The sequence below is a fragment of the Streptomyces sp. NPDC087787 genome (assembly GCF_044743035.1).
Classification (GTDB): domain Bacteria; phylum Actinomycetota; class Actinomycetes; order Streptomycetales; family Streptomycetaceae; genus Streptomyces.
Window position 1 is genome coordinate 339,990 of record NZ_JBIUVQ010000004.1, and the last position, 14,564, is coordinate 354,553.

Here is a 14,564-nt window from a genome sequence, read left to right on the forward strand (position 1 = left end):
CCACGACGGGCTCCGTCCGGGCGCCGGCACAGGACGCGCGGGGGAAACCGGGTGCGCACGGCGCCCGCGTGACAGATCATGGCGGCATGTCCGCGAACCCACACGACGCTCTGCCGGTCCGGCTCACCGTCGACGACTCCGACTCGCCGTCCGACGTCGTCGACGCGCTGTTCCTCGGCCGCTTCGCGACGGGCGAGCAGCCGTACTCGCACGCGGTGAACATCGACCGCGTGCGTACCGGCGCCACCCTGCTGCCCGAGGACGCCCGGGTGCTGCGCGCGGCCCGCGACGACGACCGCAGCGCGACCCTCGCCGAGGGCGAGGGCTGGACGCTGCTGATCTCCCGGTGGAACCGGGGCGCCGACGTCACGGTCACCGCGACCAGCGCCGAGCTGGCCGCGAAGGTGCTGGAGGAGGCGACGGACGGCGCCGCGGACGAGCCGGAGCCGCAGCCGGAGAACGTGACGATGGGCTTCTGGTACGTCTCGCCCCGGCGCGGCCCGCACCGCACCACCCGGCAGATCTCGGCGGGCACCTGGGACGACGTCCGGGCGAACTACACCGCCCCGGTCGCGGACGCCATGGACCGGCTGATGAAGACGACCCCCGAGGACATCGCGGGCCGGCTCCTCCTGCTGCACGGCCCGCCCGGCACGGGCAAGACGTCGGCGCTGCGTACCCTGGCCCGGTCCTGGCGCGACTGGTGCCAGGTGGACTGCGTCCTGGACCCGGAGCGGCTGTTCAGCGACGTCGGCTACCTCATGGACATCGCCATCGGCGAGGAGGACACGGCGGGCAAGGGACGCTGGCGGCTGCTCCTGCTGGAGGACTGCGACGAGCTGATCCGCGGCGAGGCCAAGCACACCGCGGGCCAGGCGCTGTCCCGGCTGCTGAACCTCACCGACGGCCTGCTCGGCCAGGGGCGCAACGTGCTGGTGGGGGTGACGACCAACGAGGACCTGGAGCGCCTGCACCCGGCCGTGGTCCGTCCGGGCCGGTGCCTGGCCCGCATCGAGGTGGGCCGGCTGACCCGCCGGGAGGCGGTGAACTGGCTGGGCACCGAGGAAGGGGTGGGCCGCGACGGAGCGACCCTCGCGGAGCTGTACGCGCTGCGGCGGGGCACGTCGCCGACGGCACTGCCGGAGCCGCGCGAGGGGGCCGACGCCGGTCTGTACCTGTGACGGGGTCCCTGGGGACCGGCGCCGGTGCTTTGATGGGCCTATGACCCTGTTCGTCGGGACGTCGGGCTGGCAGTACAAGGACTGGCGGGGCGTGCTGTACCCACCGGGGTGCCCCGCACGGCTGTGGCTGGAGGAGTACGCCGCCGCCTTCGCCACCCTGGAGGTCAACAACGCCTTCTACCGGCTGCCCGCGCGGGAGACCTTCGAGAACTGGCGGGAGCGGGTCCCGGCGGACTTCCTCGTCGCGGTGAAGGCGAGCCGGTTCCTCACCCACATCAAGCGGCTGAAGGACCCCGAGGAGCCGGTGCACCGCCTGATGACGCACGCGGCGGGCCTCGGCGACCGGCTGGGCCCGGTGCTGCTCCAGCTCCCGCCGACCCTGCGCGCGGATCCGGGGCTGCTCGACGCCTGCCTGGCGTGCTTCCCGTCCGGCACCCGGGTCGCGGTCGAGCCGCGCCACGATTCGTGGTGGACACCGCGGGTGCGCGAGGTCCTGCGGGACCGGGGCGCCGCCCTGTGCTGGGCCGACGCCCACGCCCGCCCGGTCACGCCGCTGTGGCGGACGGCCGGCTGGGGGTACGTCCGCTTCCACGTGGGCCGCGCCCGGGCCTGGCCGCACTACGGCCGGCGGTCGCTGGAGACATGGGTCGACCGGATCGCCACCACCTGGCCGGGCGAGCGGGACGTGTACGCCTACTTCAACAACGACCCGACGGGGGCGGCGGTCCAGGACGCGGTGGTGTTCGCGCGGGCGGCCAGGAGCGCGGGGCTGGCGGTGACCCGCACCCCGGCGCTCACCGGTGACCGGCAGAAGGTCCCGCCGGGCCGGTGACGCCGCACGGCCGCCGCTCCGGGAAGCCCTGCCGGCCCTACCGCTCCCCGTAGGCCGACCGCAGGGCGTCCCGCACGGCGGCGAGCGCGTCGTCCTCGGTGAGCCCGAGCCGCCGCACCCGCTCGGCGTACGCCTGGGCGGCGGCCGCGGCCTCCCGCGCCGCCGCCGAGTCCGCGGCGGCGACGAACGTGCCGTTGCGCCCCCGCGTCTCGATCACGCCGTCCGCCTCCAGTGCCCGGTAGGCCTTGGCGACCGTGTTCGCCGCGAGCCCGAGCGACTCGGCCAGCCCGCGCACCGTGGGCAGCCGGTACCCCACCGGCAGCACCCCCGATCGCGCCTGCTCGGAGATCTGCGCCCGCACCTGCTCGTAGGGAGGCGCCCCGTCCTCGATGTGGATCTTCAAGGTCACGTGGTGATTGTCCCGCACGCGTACGCGTGGGACCCAGCGGAAAATGGGAGGCGCCCCGGCGTTCCCCGCCGTAGCGTGCCCCACCATGACCGTGATGATCCGGGAGCTGCGCCCCGACGCGCCGGCCGACCTCGAGGGCTTCGCCCGCGTAAGGCACCTCGCGATGCCGTACATACTCGTCAGCCCCGACTCGCTCGTCCACGACCTCACCCACCTGCATCCCGACGCCCACTACCGGCCCCTGGTGGCCGTGGCGGACGGCGAGGTGATCGGCACCGCGCAGGTGCACCTGTCCCACGAGAGCACCGAGCCCGGCCAGGGCAACATCAACGTGTACGTGCATCCCGGGCACACCCGCCGCGGTGTCGGCACACTGCTGGTGCGGGCCGCCGAGGATCACCTGGCGAAGCACGGGGCGGCCCGGCTGCACTCCTGGGTCCTGGACGAGCCGGGCAACCGCGCCTTCGCCCGGTCGCACGGCTACCGCCCCAGCCGCTCCGCCTACTTCCTGCGCCTGGACCTGGCGAACGGTCCGCTCCCCCCGCTCCAGGACCCGCCCCCGGGTGTGGAACTGCGCCGGGCCTCGGACTACGCCGACGACCCGCGTCCCCTGTTCGAGCTGGACGCGGAGACGACCGCGGACGAGCCGGGCGACGTGGATTTCGAGTTCACCGACTACGAGGCCTGGCTGGAGGAGACCTGGCGGCACCCGCTGCTCGATCCGGAGCTGACCTCGGTGGCGGTGGTCGACGGCCGGCCCGCGGCCTTCACCGCGGCCCGTACCGACGGCGGCACCCGCTACAGCACCGGCATGACGGGCACCGCCCGCGCCTTCCGCGGCCGGGGCCTGGCCAAGCTCGTCAAGAACGACTCACTGCACCGCGCCCGCGCCTCCGGGTACACGGAGGCCTTCACGGGCAACGACACCGGCAACGCGCCGATGATCGCGGTCAACGAGTGGTTCGGGTACGAGGTCTGCGCGACGGAGGTGCGCCATGTCCGCGAGCTCGGCTGAGACCGGCGGCCGCCCGCAGGCACCGGCGGAGGTGGACGTCGTCCTCGTCAAGGGCGGCCGCGTCAAGATCCGCTACCGGGGTGTGCTCATGTCCGACGACGGCACGCGTGTCACCGTCCGGGCCGGGTGGGCGGGCGAGGGCGTCCGCGACTTCGGCTTCGTGCGCTTCGAGCCGGGCGACGTCTTCACCGAGCACTACTGGCGCGACCGCTGGTACTCCGTGAAGGAGGTCCGTGCCGCCGGGGGCGCGCTGAAGGGCTGGTACTGCGACGTCACCCGCCCCGCCACCCGCTCCGGCACGGACCTCGTCGTCGAGGACCTCGACCTGGACCTGTGGCGCTCCGCCGACGGCACGGACGTACGGCGACTGGACGAGGACGAGTTCGAGGCGAGCGGTCTGGCGCGCACCGACCCCGGGGCCGCGGCCGCCGCCCTGGCCGCACTCGACGAACTGGAGGGTCTGGCCCGCGAGGGCGGCTTCGAGTCGCTGCTGGCCTGACTCCCGCACCGGGGCGGCGCCCGCTCAGCCCGAGGCCACCACCGCGTACCGCTCGTCGTCCACCTCCCCGCCCCACAGCCGCGCGTCGGCCGACAGTGCCTCGAGGTGGATGTGGGAGGCGAGTGGCCGAAGAAGCATGGTCAGCCGGTCCGGGGGTATGCCGACGGGGGTGAGCGTGCCCCAGACACCCTCGATCAGGACGAGTCGGCCGTCCGGCCGCAGCAGCCCCTGCCAGTGCCGCAGCGCGCGGGCGGGGTCGGGCAGCGTCCACAGGACGTGCCGGACCAGGACGGCGTCGAAGCGCTGCCCGTCCACCGGCGGGTCCGCGGCGTCACCGACCAGGAACACCGCGTCGCGGCCGGCGAGCTTCGCGCGGGCCCGCTCCACCATCGCCGGGGACAGGTCCACGCCCGTCACCCGGTGGCCCTGCTCGGCCGCGAGGAGCGACAGGCTGCCGGTGCCGCAGCCGAGGTCGAGGATCTCGGCGGGGCGCCCGGGCAGCCAGCCGCGCAGCCGTTCGGCCCAGGCGGCACGCACCCCCGGGTCGCGCAGCCCGTGATCCGGCTCCTCGTCGAAGACGGCGGCGCGGGCGTCCCAGTCCACCCCGGCCCGGGCCGCGCCGTCGCCGCCGTCGGTTGTCGTATGCGCACTCATGCGCCCCAGAGTGACACAGGCCACTGACACCGGAATCGTGACAGCCGCCACAGACAGAACCACACCGATGAGCAACTCTCGCCCGAAAGGTCCTGCCTCCGTACGAAGACGGATGCGGTAGGCCTCGAAGGAGGCAGCCATGCGCCGAGTGACAGTGCACAAGCCCCTGAGGAAGACGGAGACCCGCCGCGTCCGTGAGGAGGCCGACGAGCGTCCCGCCGGGCGGCCCGAGGTCCGCAAGGACATCGCGCGCACCTGGTGGCCGGAGTCATGACCGGCGGCCGGGCCCTGAGACGCGCCGACCTGAGCGCAGTCTCAGCGCTTCCTTAACGCGAGCATAAGGATCTCCCCGCACCGCCTCCGACCGGCGTTTTCGCGGTGTGTTGCGGCTAGCTTCTGATCACCCCCACGGGATTCGTCCCAACCGTGTGTCAGAACTGTCGCCCCCGAGGAGTTTCCTGATGCCCGCACGCCGCACGGCCGCCGCCTCCGCCGTTCTCGGACTGGCCCCACTGGCCCTGACCGCGCTCGCCGCGGCGCCCGCGTCCGCGCACGGCTCCATGGGGGACCCGGTCAGCCGGGTGGCCCAGTGCTACGCGGAGGGTCCGGAGAACCCGAAGTCGGCCGCTTGCAAGGCGGCCGTCGCGGCCGGCGGCACCCAGGCGCTGTACGACTGGAACGGCATCCGGATCGGCGACGCGGGCGGCCGGCACCGGGAGCTGATCCCGGACGGCAGGCTGTGCAGCGCCGGCGACGACGAGTTCAAGGGCCTGGACCTGCCCCGCGCGGACTGGCCCGCGACGGACGTGCGCGGCGGCGCGTACACCTTCAAGTACCGCGTGACCGCCCCGCACAAGGGCACCTTCACGGTCTACCTCACCAGGCCCGGCTACGACCCGGCCAAGCCCCTGGCCTGGGACGACCTCGACCTGTCGCATCCCGTCGCGACGGCCACCGACCCGGCCGCCGCGGACGGCTTCTACACCTTCTCCGGCACGCTGCCCGAGCGTTCGGGCAGGCACCTGCTGTACGCGGTGTGGCAGCGCTCGGACAGCCCGGAGGCGTTCTACTCCTGCTCGGACGTCACCTTCGGCGGCGGGAGCGGCGGCGCGTCCGGCGGCTCCGCCCCGGCACCGGCCGCCTCCGCGCCGACCGAGCGGCAGATCGAGGACGGTGCCGTCAGGTCGTCGGTCGGGCACCACGGCCACGGGGACGACGACCCCCGGACCACGACGGACCCGGTGGCCCCCGCGTCGGCGGACCCGGCCGCGAGCCCGGCGTCGGACACGTCGACGGACCCGGCCGTGCGGCCGGCCGGTGACACGGACGAGGACGCGACGGCGGACCGTGCCGCGCAGGCCGCCGCCGACGAGCCGAACCGGCCGCGGGCCGCCGGCAGCCCGGTGAACCTCGCCGAGACCGGTGGCGACGACCGCACCCCGTATCTCGCGGTCGCCGGCGCGGCCGCCCTGACGCTCGGCTCGGCGGCCCTGTTCGCCTCGGTCCGCCGGCGCGCCGCGGCCGGCGGCGGGCGGGGCCGCTGACGCGGCCCGTCGAACGCGGGGCCTGTCCGGCGGCTCAGGCCGGGCAGGCCCCGAGGCACGTCAGCTGAAGACCGACGCGCAGGTGGTGGCGGTGGCGTGCGCCGGGTCGAGCGCGTTGGCCACCTCGTGGAAGGCGATGCGGTCGATCGTGCCGATCGCCACGTGCTCGGACAGGTCGACCGCGCACAGGTCCTGCAACAGGACGTTGCGCACGTCGGAGCCGGTCAGGTACTGGGTCCGCCACGGCGTGACCACCTCGTCGTACTTGGTGGCGATGACCGTGTAGTGCACGCCGGGCACGGTGTCGCCGCCCTCGTTGAGCTTGGTGAGGAGGGCGGACCCGGCGATCTGGTCGGCGAGACCGGGGGTGGCGGCCTTGAGCAGGTCGCTCGCGCCCGGGAAGTAGGGCAGGAGGTTGGTGAGACCGCTGAGGGTGGTGCCGTGGTTGTCGGGTGCGATGCCGACGAGGGCGTTCACCTTGGCGGCCCCGCCGAGGAACTTCAGGTAGTAGCGGGGCATCATCCCGCCCTGCGAGTGGCCGACGAGGTCTGCCTTGGCGGCGCCGGTCGCGGCGAGCACCTTGTCGACGAAGGCGGACAGCTGCTCGGCCGACTTGTCGATGGGGCCGAGGCCGTGGAAGAGCGGGACGCCCGGCAACTGGCCGTAGTCGAGGGAGAAGACGCAGTACCCGCGGTCCTTCAGGTACGGCGCGAGGGACAGCCAGTTGTCGACGGAGTTGGCGAAGGTGCCGTGGACGAGGACGACGGGGCGGGGGTGGGCGGCGGAGGGCTTGCAGCCGTAGTTGTTCCAGCCGCTGCTCGGAGCACTGGCCGCGTGCGCGGTGGCGGTGGGGGCGGTGGCGAGGGCTGCGGCCAGCAGCAGGGCTGCGAGTGGTCTGAGGGCGCGCTTGAAGGGCAGCATCGAGTGATCTCCTTGCGGCTCAAGGGAGGTACGACGGCACTACGCCCTGTGATCCGGATCACGGGATGCTGTTCACTCGTCAAGTTACGGACGAGTAGCCCACGTGTGAAGTTACGCGCCAGTAAAAACTTCAACCGGTAACCAGAAGCCGTGACAACGATCCTGACGAATCGTCATCACGGCCGAGGACCGGGAGTCACGCGGCCAGCGTGCCCGGCATCACCGCCCGCGGTCCGAACCGGGCTCGCGCGCGGTCCGCGACCTCCTCGATGCGGCGGACCTTCTCGTCGACGGGGTCGAAGGTGAGCTGGTGGGAGGCCTGTTCGGCGGATCCGAGGCCCTCGGCGCGCAGGGCGAGCGCACGGACCCGGGCGCGCTGGAGCCCCAGCGCCTCGTACAGGGCGTACGCGGCGCCGGTCAACGCGGCCGAGTGCGCGGTCGGTTCGGCCAGCGTGCGGCTGCGGGTGGTGCTGGAGCTTTCGGCGTAGCGCACGGTCAGCGTCAAGGTGCGGCAGACCTTGCCCAGGGAGCGCAGCCGGGAGCCCAGTCCCCCCGCGGCCGACAGCAGCGCCCTGCGGTGCCGGTCGGGGTCCAGTTCGTCCCGGTCGAAGGGGCGTTCCTCCGCGAGTGACTGAGAGACGGCGTTCGGTACCACCCGGCCGCGGTCGACGCCGTTCGCCTTCTCGTGCAGCTCACGGCCGGCCTTCGCGCCGACCAGGCGCTGGAGGGTCGACAGGGGCGCGGCGGCGACCCGGCCGAGGGTGTCGAGGCCGTACTCGTCCAGGGTGCGGGCCGTCGCCGCGCCGACTCCGGGCAGCGCGGTGACGGGCCGCCCGGCCAGGAACCCCGCCACGGCGTCCGGTTCGCCGGGCACCGAGTGCGTGAGTCCGGGCCGGGCGCCCTGCAGTGCCATGCGGGCCAGCATCGGGCCCGGTCCGGCGCCGATCACGCAGTCCACACCGTGCAGCGCGAGGGCGCGGACCCGGATCATCGACGCCAGTTCGACCGCGTCGCGCCCGAAGTACCGTTCGGCACCCCGCAGATCGGCCAGCGCCCCGTCCGGGGGCAGCGCCTCGACGACCGGGGTGAACTCCTCGAGGAGCCCGAGCAGCCCCGGCAGGGCGGCCTCGTACATCGGCGGCAGCTGGAAACGTACGCAGAGAACCGTCATCCCGCACTCCCTGGACTCTGGTGCCACAACTTCCTTCCACCCGGCGGTCCTTCGCCCGCGGGACGCAGATCGGCCCAGGGGTGCATCTCGTACCCCGTGGGCATGCGGATCGTCCGGCCGCGCGCGGGGGCGCCGTCGCCGGGCCTCTTTGGTGCCGGTTCGGCCAGGCGCGCCGCCACTTCGTCGAGTCCGCCCTCGGCGCGCAGTTCGGCGAGTTCGGCCAGGTTCCAGGCGGCGGCGCCCACCACGCTGACGCTGCGCGGGCCGCGCCGCTGCACCACGCCGCGCACCAGCAGCAGCCAGGAGTGGAAGACGGTGTGCGCGCAGGCGTCGTGGGAGTCGTCGAAGAAGGCGAGGTCGACCAGTCCGGTGCCGTCGTCCAGCGTGGTGAAGACGACCCGTTTACCGGACCGGATCGGCGGGGTCTGGGTGGCCGCCTTGGCGCCCGCGACCAGTACCGTCTCACCGTGCCGGGCCTCGCGCAGCCGGCGTGCCGGGATCACGCCCAGCTCGTCGAGGAACGTCCGGTGGTCGTCCATCAGGTTCCGCGAGACGTCCATGGACAGCACGCCCAGCTCGGCGCTGAGCCGTTCGGCCTCCGACAGGTCGGGGAGGCCGGCCGCGGCCGTCTTCCTCCCTCCTGCCAGGGGCAGTTGGCCGCCGCCCGCGCCGCGGGCGCCGCGGTGCAGCTCGGTCAGGTGCAGTTGCAGGTCGCGGCGGTTGGCGCCGAACGCGTCCAGCGCGCCCACCTGGGCGAGCCGGGCGGCGATCGGGCGGCTGGGCCGGGCCCGCTCCCAGAAGTCGAGCAGCGAGGCGTAGGGCTGTCCGTCCGCGATGCGCGCCGCCTCGGCCTCGCTGATGCCGTGCACGTCGGAGAGGGCGAGCCGGAGTCCCCACATACCGGAGGAATCAGGCCCCGACTCAGACACCAGTTCGATACGGTGGGCGGCGCCCGACCGGTTCACGTCCAACGGCAGGATCGGCACCCCGCGCCGCCGCGCGTCCGCCAGCAGCAGCCGCTTCGGGTACATCCCGGGGTCGTGCGTGAGCAGCCCGGCGTAGAAGGCGGCCGGGTGATGGGCCTTCAGCCACGCCGACTGGTACGTCGGCACGGCGAAGGCGACCGCGTGCGCCTTGCAGAAGCCGTAGGAGCCGAACGCCTCGATCACCTCCCAGGTGCGGTGAATCGTTTCCGCGTCGTACCCCCCGGCCGCCGCGTGCTGCGCGAACCACACCTTGATCCGCCCCTGCGACTCCGGGTCGGACAGCCCGCGCCGCACCCGGTCCGCCTCGTCGCGTCCGCAGCCGGTCATGAGGTGCAGGATGTGGATGATCTGCTCGTGGAAGACGACGACCCCGTACGTCTCCTCCAGCGGTTCCTCGAGGTCGGGATGCGGATAGCGCACCGGCGCCCGCCCGTGCCGGGCCTCGATGAACGGCCGCACCATGTCGGCGGCGACCGGACCGGGCCGGAACAGGGAGATGTCGACGACCAGGTCGTGGAACGTGGCCGGCTGGAGCCGGCCGACCAGGTCGCGCTGGCCCGGGGACTCGATCTGGAAGCAGCCGAGGGTCTCGGCGGAGCGGATGAGCCGGTACGTCGCCGGGTCGCCGTCCGGCAGGGAGTCCAGGTCGACCCGCTCCCCCGTGGTCCGCGCCACCTCCGCGACCGCGTGCGCCATCGCCGACTGCATCCGCACGCCCAGCACGTCCAGCTTGAGCAGCCCGAGGTCCTCCACGTCGTCCTTGTCGAACTGGGACATGGGGAAGCCCTCGCCGCTGGTGGGCACGACCGGTGTACGGGACGGCAGGGAGGCGTCGGAGAGCAGGACCCCGCAGGGGTGCATGGCGACCCCGCGCGGCAGGGCGTCCAGGGCCTCGACCAGCTCCCACAGCCTGCCGTACCGGTCCCGCTCCCCCGCCAGCGCCCTGAGTTCGGGCAGCTCGTCGAGCGCCGCGCGGGCGTCGCGGGCACGGATGTGCGGGAAGGACTTGGCGATGCGGTCGATGTCGGCGGGGTCCATGGACAGGGCGGCCCCGACATCGCGGACGGCGTGCCGAACGCGGTACGTCTCCGGCATGGCGACGGTCGCCACCCGCTCGGTGCCGAACCGGCCGATGATCCGGCGGTAGACCTCCAGCCGGCGCGCGGACTCCACGTCGATGTCGATGTCGGGCAGGGCCGTGCGCCGCTTGGACAGGAAGCGCTCCATCAGCAGCCCGTGCTCGACCGGGTCGGCGTGGGCGATGCCGAGGAGATGGTTGACGAGGGAGCCGGCGCCGGAGCCGCGGGCGGCGACCCGGATGCCCATCTCCCTTACGTCGTCGACGACTTGGGCGACGGTGAGGAAGTAGGTGGCGAAGCCGTGGTGGGCGATGATGTCCAGCTCCCGGTGCATCCGCTCCCAGTAGTCCCGGCGGCCCGCGTAGCCGTGCAGCACCATGCCCGCCGCCGCCCGGGAGGCGAGCACGCGCTGGGCGGTGCGACGGCCGGCGCCGACGAGGTGCGGCTCGGGGAAGCGGACGGTGCCCAGGCCGAGGTCGTCCTCGGGGTCGACCAGGCACTCGGCGGCCGTGGTCCGGGTCTGCTCCAGCAGGCGGTGGGCGGCCCCGGGGCGGAATCCGGCGGCCTCCACGATCCGCTCGGCCGCGCGCAGCATGGCGTCCGGTTCCTTCAGCCAGGCCTCGCCGGAGTCCAGCTCCTTGGCCGGGTCGACGGGGACGAGCCGACGGGCGGCGTCCAGCACGTCGGCGACCGGGCCCTGCCCCGGGTCGGCGTACCGGACGGCGTTGCTGAGCACGGGCCGGATCCGCTGCTCGGCGGCGAAGCCGACGGTGCGGGCGGCCAGGCGCAGCGAGCCGGGTCCGGTGCCCGAACGGCCGTGCCAGACGGCCTCCAGGCGCAGGGCGTCGCCGTAGGTCTCACGCCAGGGCACGAGGAGTTTCGCGGCCCGGTCGGGGCGGCCGGCGGCGAGGGCGCGGCCGATGTCGGAGTCGGGGCCGAGCAGGACGGTCAGGCCGTCGGCGTGGTCGCCGGGCCAGGGCAGCAGCGGGGTGCCCGGAGACGGGGACGCCCCCTGTGCGCGCGGAGCGGTGGGTCCGGCGTGGGCGGCGGTGACCAGGTGGCACAGATCGGCCCAGCCGCGGGCGCCGGCGCGGGCGAGGAAGGTGACGCGGGGAGCCGACTCGTCGACGAAGGCGCCTCCGCGTACGGGGGCACGGCGCCGGTCCCGGCGTACGGGGTCCATGGTCTCCACTGCCAGCTCCACGCCGAACAGCGGGCGGATGCCCGCCGCCGCGCAGGCCTTGGCGAAGCGGACCGAGCCGGCCAGGGTGTCGCGGTCGGTGAGCGCGAGCGCGTCCATGCCCCGTTCCGCGGCGCGCTCGGCCAGCCGCTCCGGGTGCGAGGCGCCGTAGCGCAGGGAGAACCCGGAGGCGGTGTGCAGATGCGTGAAGTCCGGCATCCGCACCTCCCGCACTCGTGAGCGTCACCGCTCTCGAACATCCGTTCCCATCTCTCTCACCCCCACCATAAACCAATTTCCGAACGTGTGTGCGACATCCGTTCGAGCATCCCCCACCTGCGCAAACACCCGGCGTCCGGAGCGGGAGAGACCCGGCGGTCACGCGGGAGCCCCGCCCTCGGGAGGGCGGGGCTCTCGCCGGTCACGGGGAGGACGGGGCCGGAATCAGCCGATCCGGGCGCCGGTCGCCGAGAGGGCCTCGGTGACCGGCTGGAAGAAGGTCACACCGCCCGAGGCGCAGTCGCCGCTGCCGCCGGAGGTGAGACCGATCGCGGTGTCGCCGTCGAACAGGGAGCCGCCGCTGTCACCGGGCTCGGCGCACACATCGGTCTGGATCAGACCGCCGACCGTGCCCTCGGCGTAGTTCACGGTGGCGTTCAGACCGGTGACCGTGCCGCTGTGCACCTGGCTCGTCGAACCGCTGCGGGTCACCTTCCCGCCGACGGTCGCGTCGCCCGCCCTGGTGATCGTCCGCGTCGAGCCGTTGTAGAGGTTCACCGCGCTCGGGTGGTCGACGCTCGCGGTGTACCGGACCAGACCGAAGTCGTCGCCCGGGGACCATCGGCGGCGCCGGGGTCACCGACGACGACATGTTGTCCATGGCCCTCCACCTACGCGACCAGGAGATGAGTCTGCGCGACATCGCCAAGCGCCTCGTCATCACCACCGGCGCGAAGAAGGGACAACACCCCTCGCCCGCCACCGTCATGCGGATGCTCCGAGAACACGACGAACAGGCTGCCACAGCGGCGGGCGCGTAATCATCCAGCCAGTTTGCGGCTGGTGTCTGAGCCAGGACTCCAGGGCCTTGACCACGTTGAAGCCGAGCGAGCAGCGGCCGCCGGAGCCGGTGATCGCGTCGCCGCCCGCGACGAAGGGCTTGAACTCCCCCTTCGAGCACCTGAGTTCGGCCTCGGCGCCGAGCCCGTCGACGATCTTGCCCAGCCTGGCCCACTCGGCCCCGGAGACCGCGCTGCCGGCGGTGACGACGACCTTGTTGGTCACGGGGTCCGTCGCCCACGAGGTGCCGGGGATGGCCGCGCCCTTCTCCAGCGTGGTGCGGGCGCCGGCCAGTTCGGCGAGGGCCTGGTCCTGGCCCGAATTCGGCCCCAGGGCGCGCGATTCACGCCGGACGCCGAGCGTCGATGCCCCGCGCCCGGCGTTCCGCGCCGCACACAACGGCGAGCCCCCGCACGCCGGTTGCGTACGGGGGCTCTGCGCTGTCGGGCGCCGGGCCGCTCACATCACGGCCCGGCACAGGGGGAGGTCAGCCGATGTGGACCCCGTACGCGCTCAGCGCGGCGGTGACCGGCTGGAAGAAGGTCGTGCCGCCGGAGGTGCAGTTGCCGCTGCCGCCGGAGGTCAGACCGTAGGCGATGCCGCTGTTGGAGTACAGCGAGCCGCCGGAGTCACCGGGCTCGGCGCAGACCGTGGTCTGGATGAGGCCGTTGACGATCTCGCCGTTGCCGTAGTTGACCGTCGCGTTGAGCGCCGTGACCTTGCCGCTGTGGATGCCGGTCGTCGAGCCGCGCCGGTAGACGGTGGTGCCCACGGACGGCGTGGCCGCGCTGGTGATGTTCACGCTGCCCACGGCGCTCGGGTGGGCCACCGAGGTGTTGGTGTAGCGCACGATGCCGTAGTCGTGGCCGGGGAAGGAGGAGCCGGTCGTGGTGCCGAGCGTGGTCGAGTGACCGGAGTTCGACCACCAGGTGCCCGCGCCGCTGGTGCAGTGACCGGCGGTCAGGAAGTAGGAGTTGCCGCTGTTGTCCTTGACGTTGAAGCCCAGCGAGCAGCGCCAGCTACTCGCATAGATGGCGTCGCCGCCGGAGATGAGCTTGTTGAACTTCCCGGAGGTGTGCTTGATGGTCAGGGCAGCGGAGTTGGTCCCCGCCTGCCGCTGGATCCGGGCGATGTCGGCCTGGGAGACCGTGCTGTCGACGGTGACGACGACCCGGTTGGTCTTGCTGTCGACGGCCCAGGCGGTGCCCGGGATGTCGGCCTTGAGCACGGAGTCGCTCGCGGTGGTGAGCTGCGCCGCGCTGAAGGTGGTGGGAGTGTCCGACGCGCTCGCGTTGGGGACGGCGAACGCGGCCGCGGCCACGAAACCGGAGGCGATGGCGATCAGCCGGGTCCGTCTCGTCATTCCGCCGAGGGGAGTGGTGCGCTTGATCCTCACTTGTCGTTCCTCCACAAAGGAAGTCGGGGGCCCGCGTGGGGTCGGGGCCCGTGAGGCGCAGTCAGCGGACGGCTGTCCGGATTCCGAACATGCCGTGCCCCTGACAAGCGCTGTGGGGGAGTATTCGGCCGAACGACCGGTCGGCGCAAGGGCGCCTTTCGGCCGTGCGGCCATGCGCGATTCGAGTGAACCAGGAGTGATCGGAGCCAATTGACGTGTGGTCGGCAACGGGAGGACGGCCTTGGGCCGGACCGCGTTTCCCGGCCACGGTCACGACGTCGTGGCCGCCGCGCCCCATATGGCCTCGCGGTGCCGCCCGAACCGGCACTCGCCGAGGTCAGCCCGAGCAGCCGGCACCGGCCGGACGTCGCCGGCGGCGCGCCGCGCCCGGCCGTCGAAGGGCCGCTCGCCGAGGGCCGGTTCGTCCGCCTCGGCAGCAGCGGCCGCGACCGTCGCGTCCTTCGCCGTCCAGGCTCGCGGGGTGTCCGGAACTCGACGTTCCGGATGGCCCCCGAGCCCGCTCGCGCCGATCGGCGCGAGCGGGTGACGAAGCGCCGGCGCCGCCTCCATGCGGTGCCGGCGCCCCTGCTTCCACTGATCGGACAGGTCCATCATGAGATGAGCCCTTCCATGCGCGG

At 73.4% G+C, this 14,564-nt stretch carries 13 protein-coding genes and 1 pseudogene; 6 read left to right on the forward strand and 8 right to left on the reverse strand.

All coding sequences use genetic code 11. From position 1 onward, the window contains the following. Positions 1-86: 86 nt before the first annotated feature. Positions 87-1,181: a DUF5925 domain-containing protein gene (locus ACIOWN_RS09450; protein ID WP_398143610.1), complete on the forward strand. Its 1,095-nt coding sequence runs from the start codon at positions 87-89 to the stop codon at positions 1,179-1,181. A 40-nt stretch (positions 1,182-1,221) separates the two neighbouring features. Next, positions 1,222-2,013 (forward strand): DUF72 domain-containing protein, encoded by a 792-nt coding sequence (locus tag ACIOWN_RS09455; protein WP_362346773.1) that lies wholly within the window; start codon positions 1,222-1,224, stop codon positions 2,011-2,013. 37 nt (positions 2,014-2,050) lie between these two features. Here the strand turns inward: ACIOWN_RS09455 and ACIOWN_RS09460 are convergent, their stop codons facing one another. Beyond that, positions 2,051-2,422 (reverse strand): GntR family transcriptional regulator, encoded by a 372-nt coding sequence (locus ACIOWN_RS09460; protein ID WP_362346771.1) that lies wholly within the window; start codon positions 2,420-2,422, stop codon positions 2,051-2,053. 85 nt (positions 2,423-2,507) lie between these two features. Between ACIOWN_RS09460 and ACIOWN_RS09465 the strand changes: the two genes are divergently transcribed. Beyond that, positions 2,508-3,437 (forward strand): GNAT family N-acetyltransferase, encoded by a 930-nt coding sequence (locus tag ACIOWN_RS09465; RefSeq protein ID WP_362346769.1) that lies wholly within the window; start codon positions 2,508-2,510, stop codon positions 3,435-3,437. Further along, positions 3,418-3,936, forward strand: a complete 519-nt coding sequence (locus ACIOWN_RS09470; RefSeq protein ID WP_362346767.1) for a DUF402 domain-containing protein — start codon at positions 3,418-3,420, stop codon at positions 3,934-3,936. The genes ACIOWN_RS09465 and ACIOWN_RS09470 overlap by 20 nt, the downstream gene beginning before the upstream one ends. A 24-nt stretch (positions 3,937-3,960) precedes the next feature. Here the strand turns inward: ACIOWN_RS09470 and ACIOWN_RS09475 are convergent, their stop codons facing one another. After that, positions 3,961-4,590, reverse strand: a complete 630-nt coding sequence (locus ACIOWN_RS09475; RefSeq protein ID WP_362346765.1) for a class I SAM-dependent methyltransferase — start codon at positions 4,588-4,590, stop codon at positions 3,961-3,963. Positions 4,591-4,729: 139 nt separating this feature from the next. Here ACIOWN_RS09475 and ACIOWN_RS09480 point away from each other — a divergent pair, with 139 nt between their 5' ends. Further along, on the forward strand, positions 4,730-4,864 hold the full coding sequence (locus tag ACIOWN_RS09480) for a hypothetical protein (protein WP_362346764.1): 135 nt from the start codon (positions 4,730-4,732) through the stop codon (positions 4,862-4,864). Positions 4,865-5,051: 187 nt separating this feature from the next. Then, positions 5,052-6,134, forward strand: a complete 1,083-nt coding sequence (locus tag ACIOWN_RS09485) for a lytic polysaccharide monooxygenase (RefSeq protein WP_401981339.1) — start codon at positions 5,052-5,054, stop codon at positions 6,132-6,134. A gap of 60 nt (positions 6,135-6,194) precedes the next feature. On the opposite strand, the gene ACIOWN_RS09490 is transcribed toward ACIOWN_RS09485, so the two are convergent. The 6 genes and pseudogenes from ACIOWN_RS09490 to ACIOWN_RS09515 form a co-directional block, all read right to left on the reverse strand. Next, the gene (locus tag ACIOWN_RS09490; RefSeq protein WP_362346760.1) at positions 6,195-7,055 is read right to left on the reverse strand and encodes an alpha/beta fold hydrolase; all 861 of its coding nucleotides are present in this window, start codon (positions 7,053-7,055) and stop codon (positions 6,195-6,197) included. 196 nt (positions 7,056-7,251) lie between these two features. Beyond that, positions 7,252-8,226, reverse strand: coding sequence for a DNA polymerase thumb domain-containing protein (locus tag ACIOWN_RS09495; RefSeq protein WP_401981343.1), 975 nt, complete (start codon positions 8,224-8,226; stop codon positions 7,252-7,254). Beyond that, on the reverse strand, positions 8,223-11,690 hold the full coding sequence (locus ACIOWN_RS09500; RefSeq protein ID WP_362346756.1) for a DNA polymerase III subunit alpha: 3,468 nt from the start codon (positions 11,688-11,690) through the stop codon (positions 8,223-8,225). Before ACIOWN_RS09500 ends, ACIOWN_RS09495 begins: the two co-directional genes overlap by 4 nt. 225 nt (positions 11,691-11,915) lie before the next feature. Further along, positions 11,916-12,833: pseudogene (locus ACIOWN_RS09505) on the reverse strand (S1 family peptidase); the annotation flags it as partial. Between the two features lie 184 nt (positions 12,834-13,017). Next, positions 13,018-13,926: a S1 family peptidase gene (locus ACIOWN_RS09510; protein ID WP_362346754.1), complete on the reverse strand. Its 909-nt coding sequence runs from the start codon at positions 13,924-13,926 to the stop codon at positions 13,018-13,020. Positions 13,927-14,196: 270 nt separating this feature from the next. Then, complete coding sequence (locus tag ACIOWN_RS09515; protein WP_362346753.1) at positions 14,197-14,541, reverse strand: hypothetical protein; 345 nt, start codon at positions 14,539-14,541, stop codon at positions 14,197-14,199. Between the last annotated feature and the right edge of the window lie 23 nt (positions 14,542-14,564).

Coding starts and splice junctions, on each gene's coding strand:
- ACIOWN_RS09450 (WP_398143610.1), top strand. CDS start 87: ATGTCCGCGAACCCACACGACGCTCTGCCGGTCCGGCTCACCGTCGAC.
- ACIOWN_RS09455 (WP_362346773.1), top strand. CDS start 1,222: ATGACCCTGTTCGTCGGGACGTCGGGCTGGCAGTACAAGGACTGGCGG.
- ACIOWN_RS09465 (WP_362346769.1), top strand. CDS start 2,508: ATGACCGTGATGATCCGGGAGCTGCGCCCCGACGCGCCGGCCGACCTC.
- ACIOWN_RS09470 (WP_362346767.1), top strand. CDS start 3,418: ATGTCCGCGAGCTCGGCTGAGACCGGCGGCCGCCCGCAGGCACCGGCG.
- ACIOWN_RS09475 (WP_362346765.1), bottom strand. CDS start 4,590: ATGAGTGCGCATACGACAACCGACGGCGGCGACGGCGCGGCCCGGGCC.
- ACIOWN_RS09480 (WP_362346764.1), top strand. CDS start 4,730: ATGCGCCGAGTGACAGTGCACAAGCCCCTGAGGAAGACGGAGACCCGC.
- ACIOWN_RS09485 (WP_401981339.1), top strand. CDS start 5,052: ATGCCCGCACGCCGCACGGCCGCCGCCTCCGCCGTTCTCGGACTGGCC.
- ACIOWN_RS09490 (WP_362346760.1), bottom strand. CDS start 7,055: ATGCTGCCCTTCAAGCGCGCCCTCAGACCACTCGCAGCCCTGCTGCTG.
- ACIOWN_RS09495 (WP_401981343.1), bottom strand. CDS start 8,226: ATGACGGTTCTCTGCGTACGTTTCCAGCTGCCGCCGATGTACGAGGCC.
- ACIOWN_RS09500 (WP_362346756.1), bottom strand. CDS start 11,690: ATGCCGGACTTCACGCATCTGCACACCGCCTCCGGGTTCTCCCTGCGC.
- ACIOWN_RS09515 (WP_362346753.1), bottom strand. CDS start 14,541: ATGATGGACCTGTCCGATCAGTGGAAGCAGGGGCGCCGGCACCGCATG.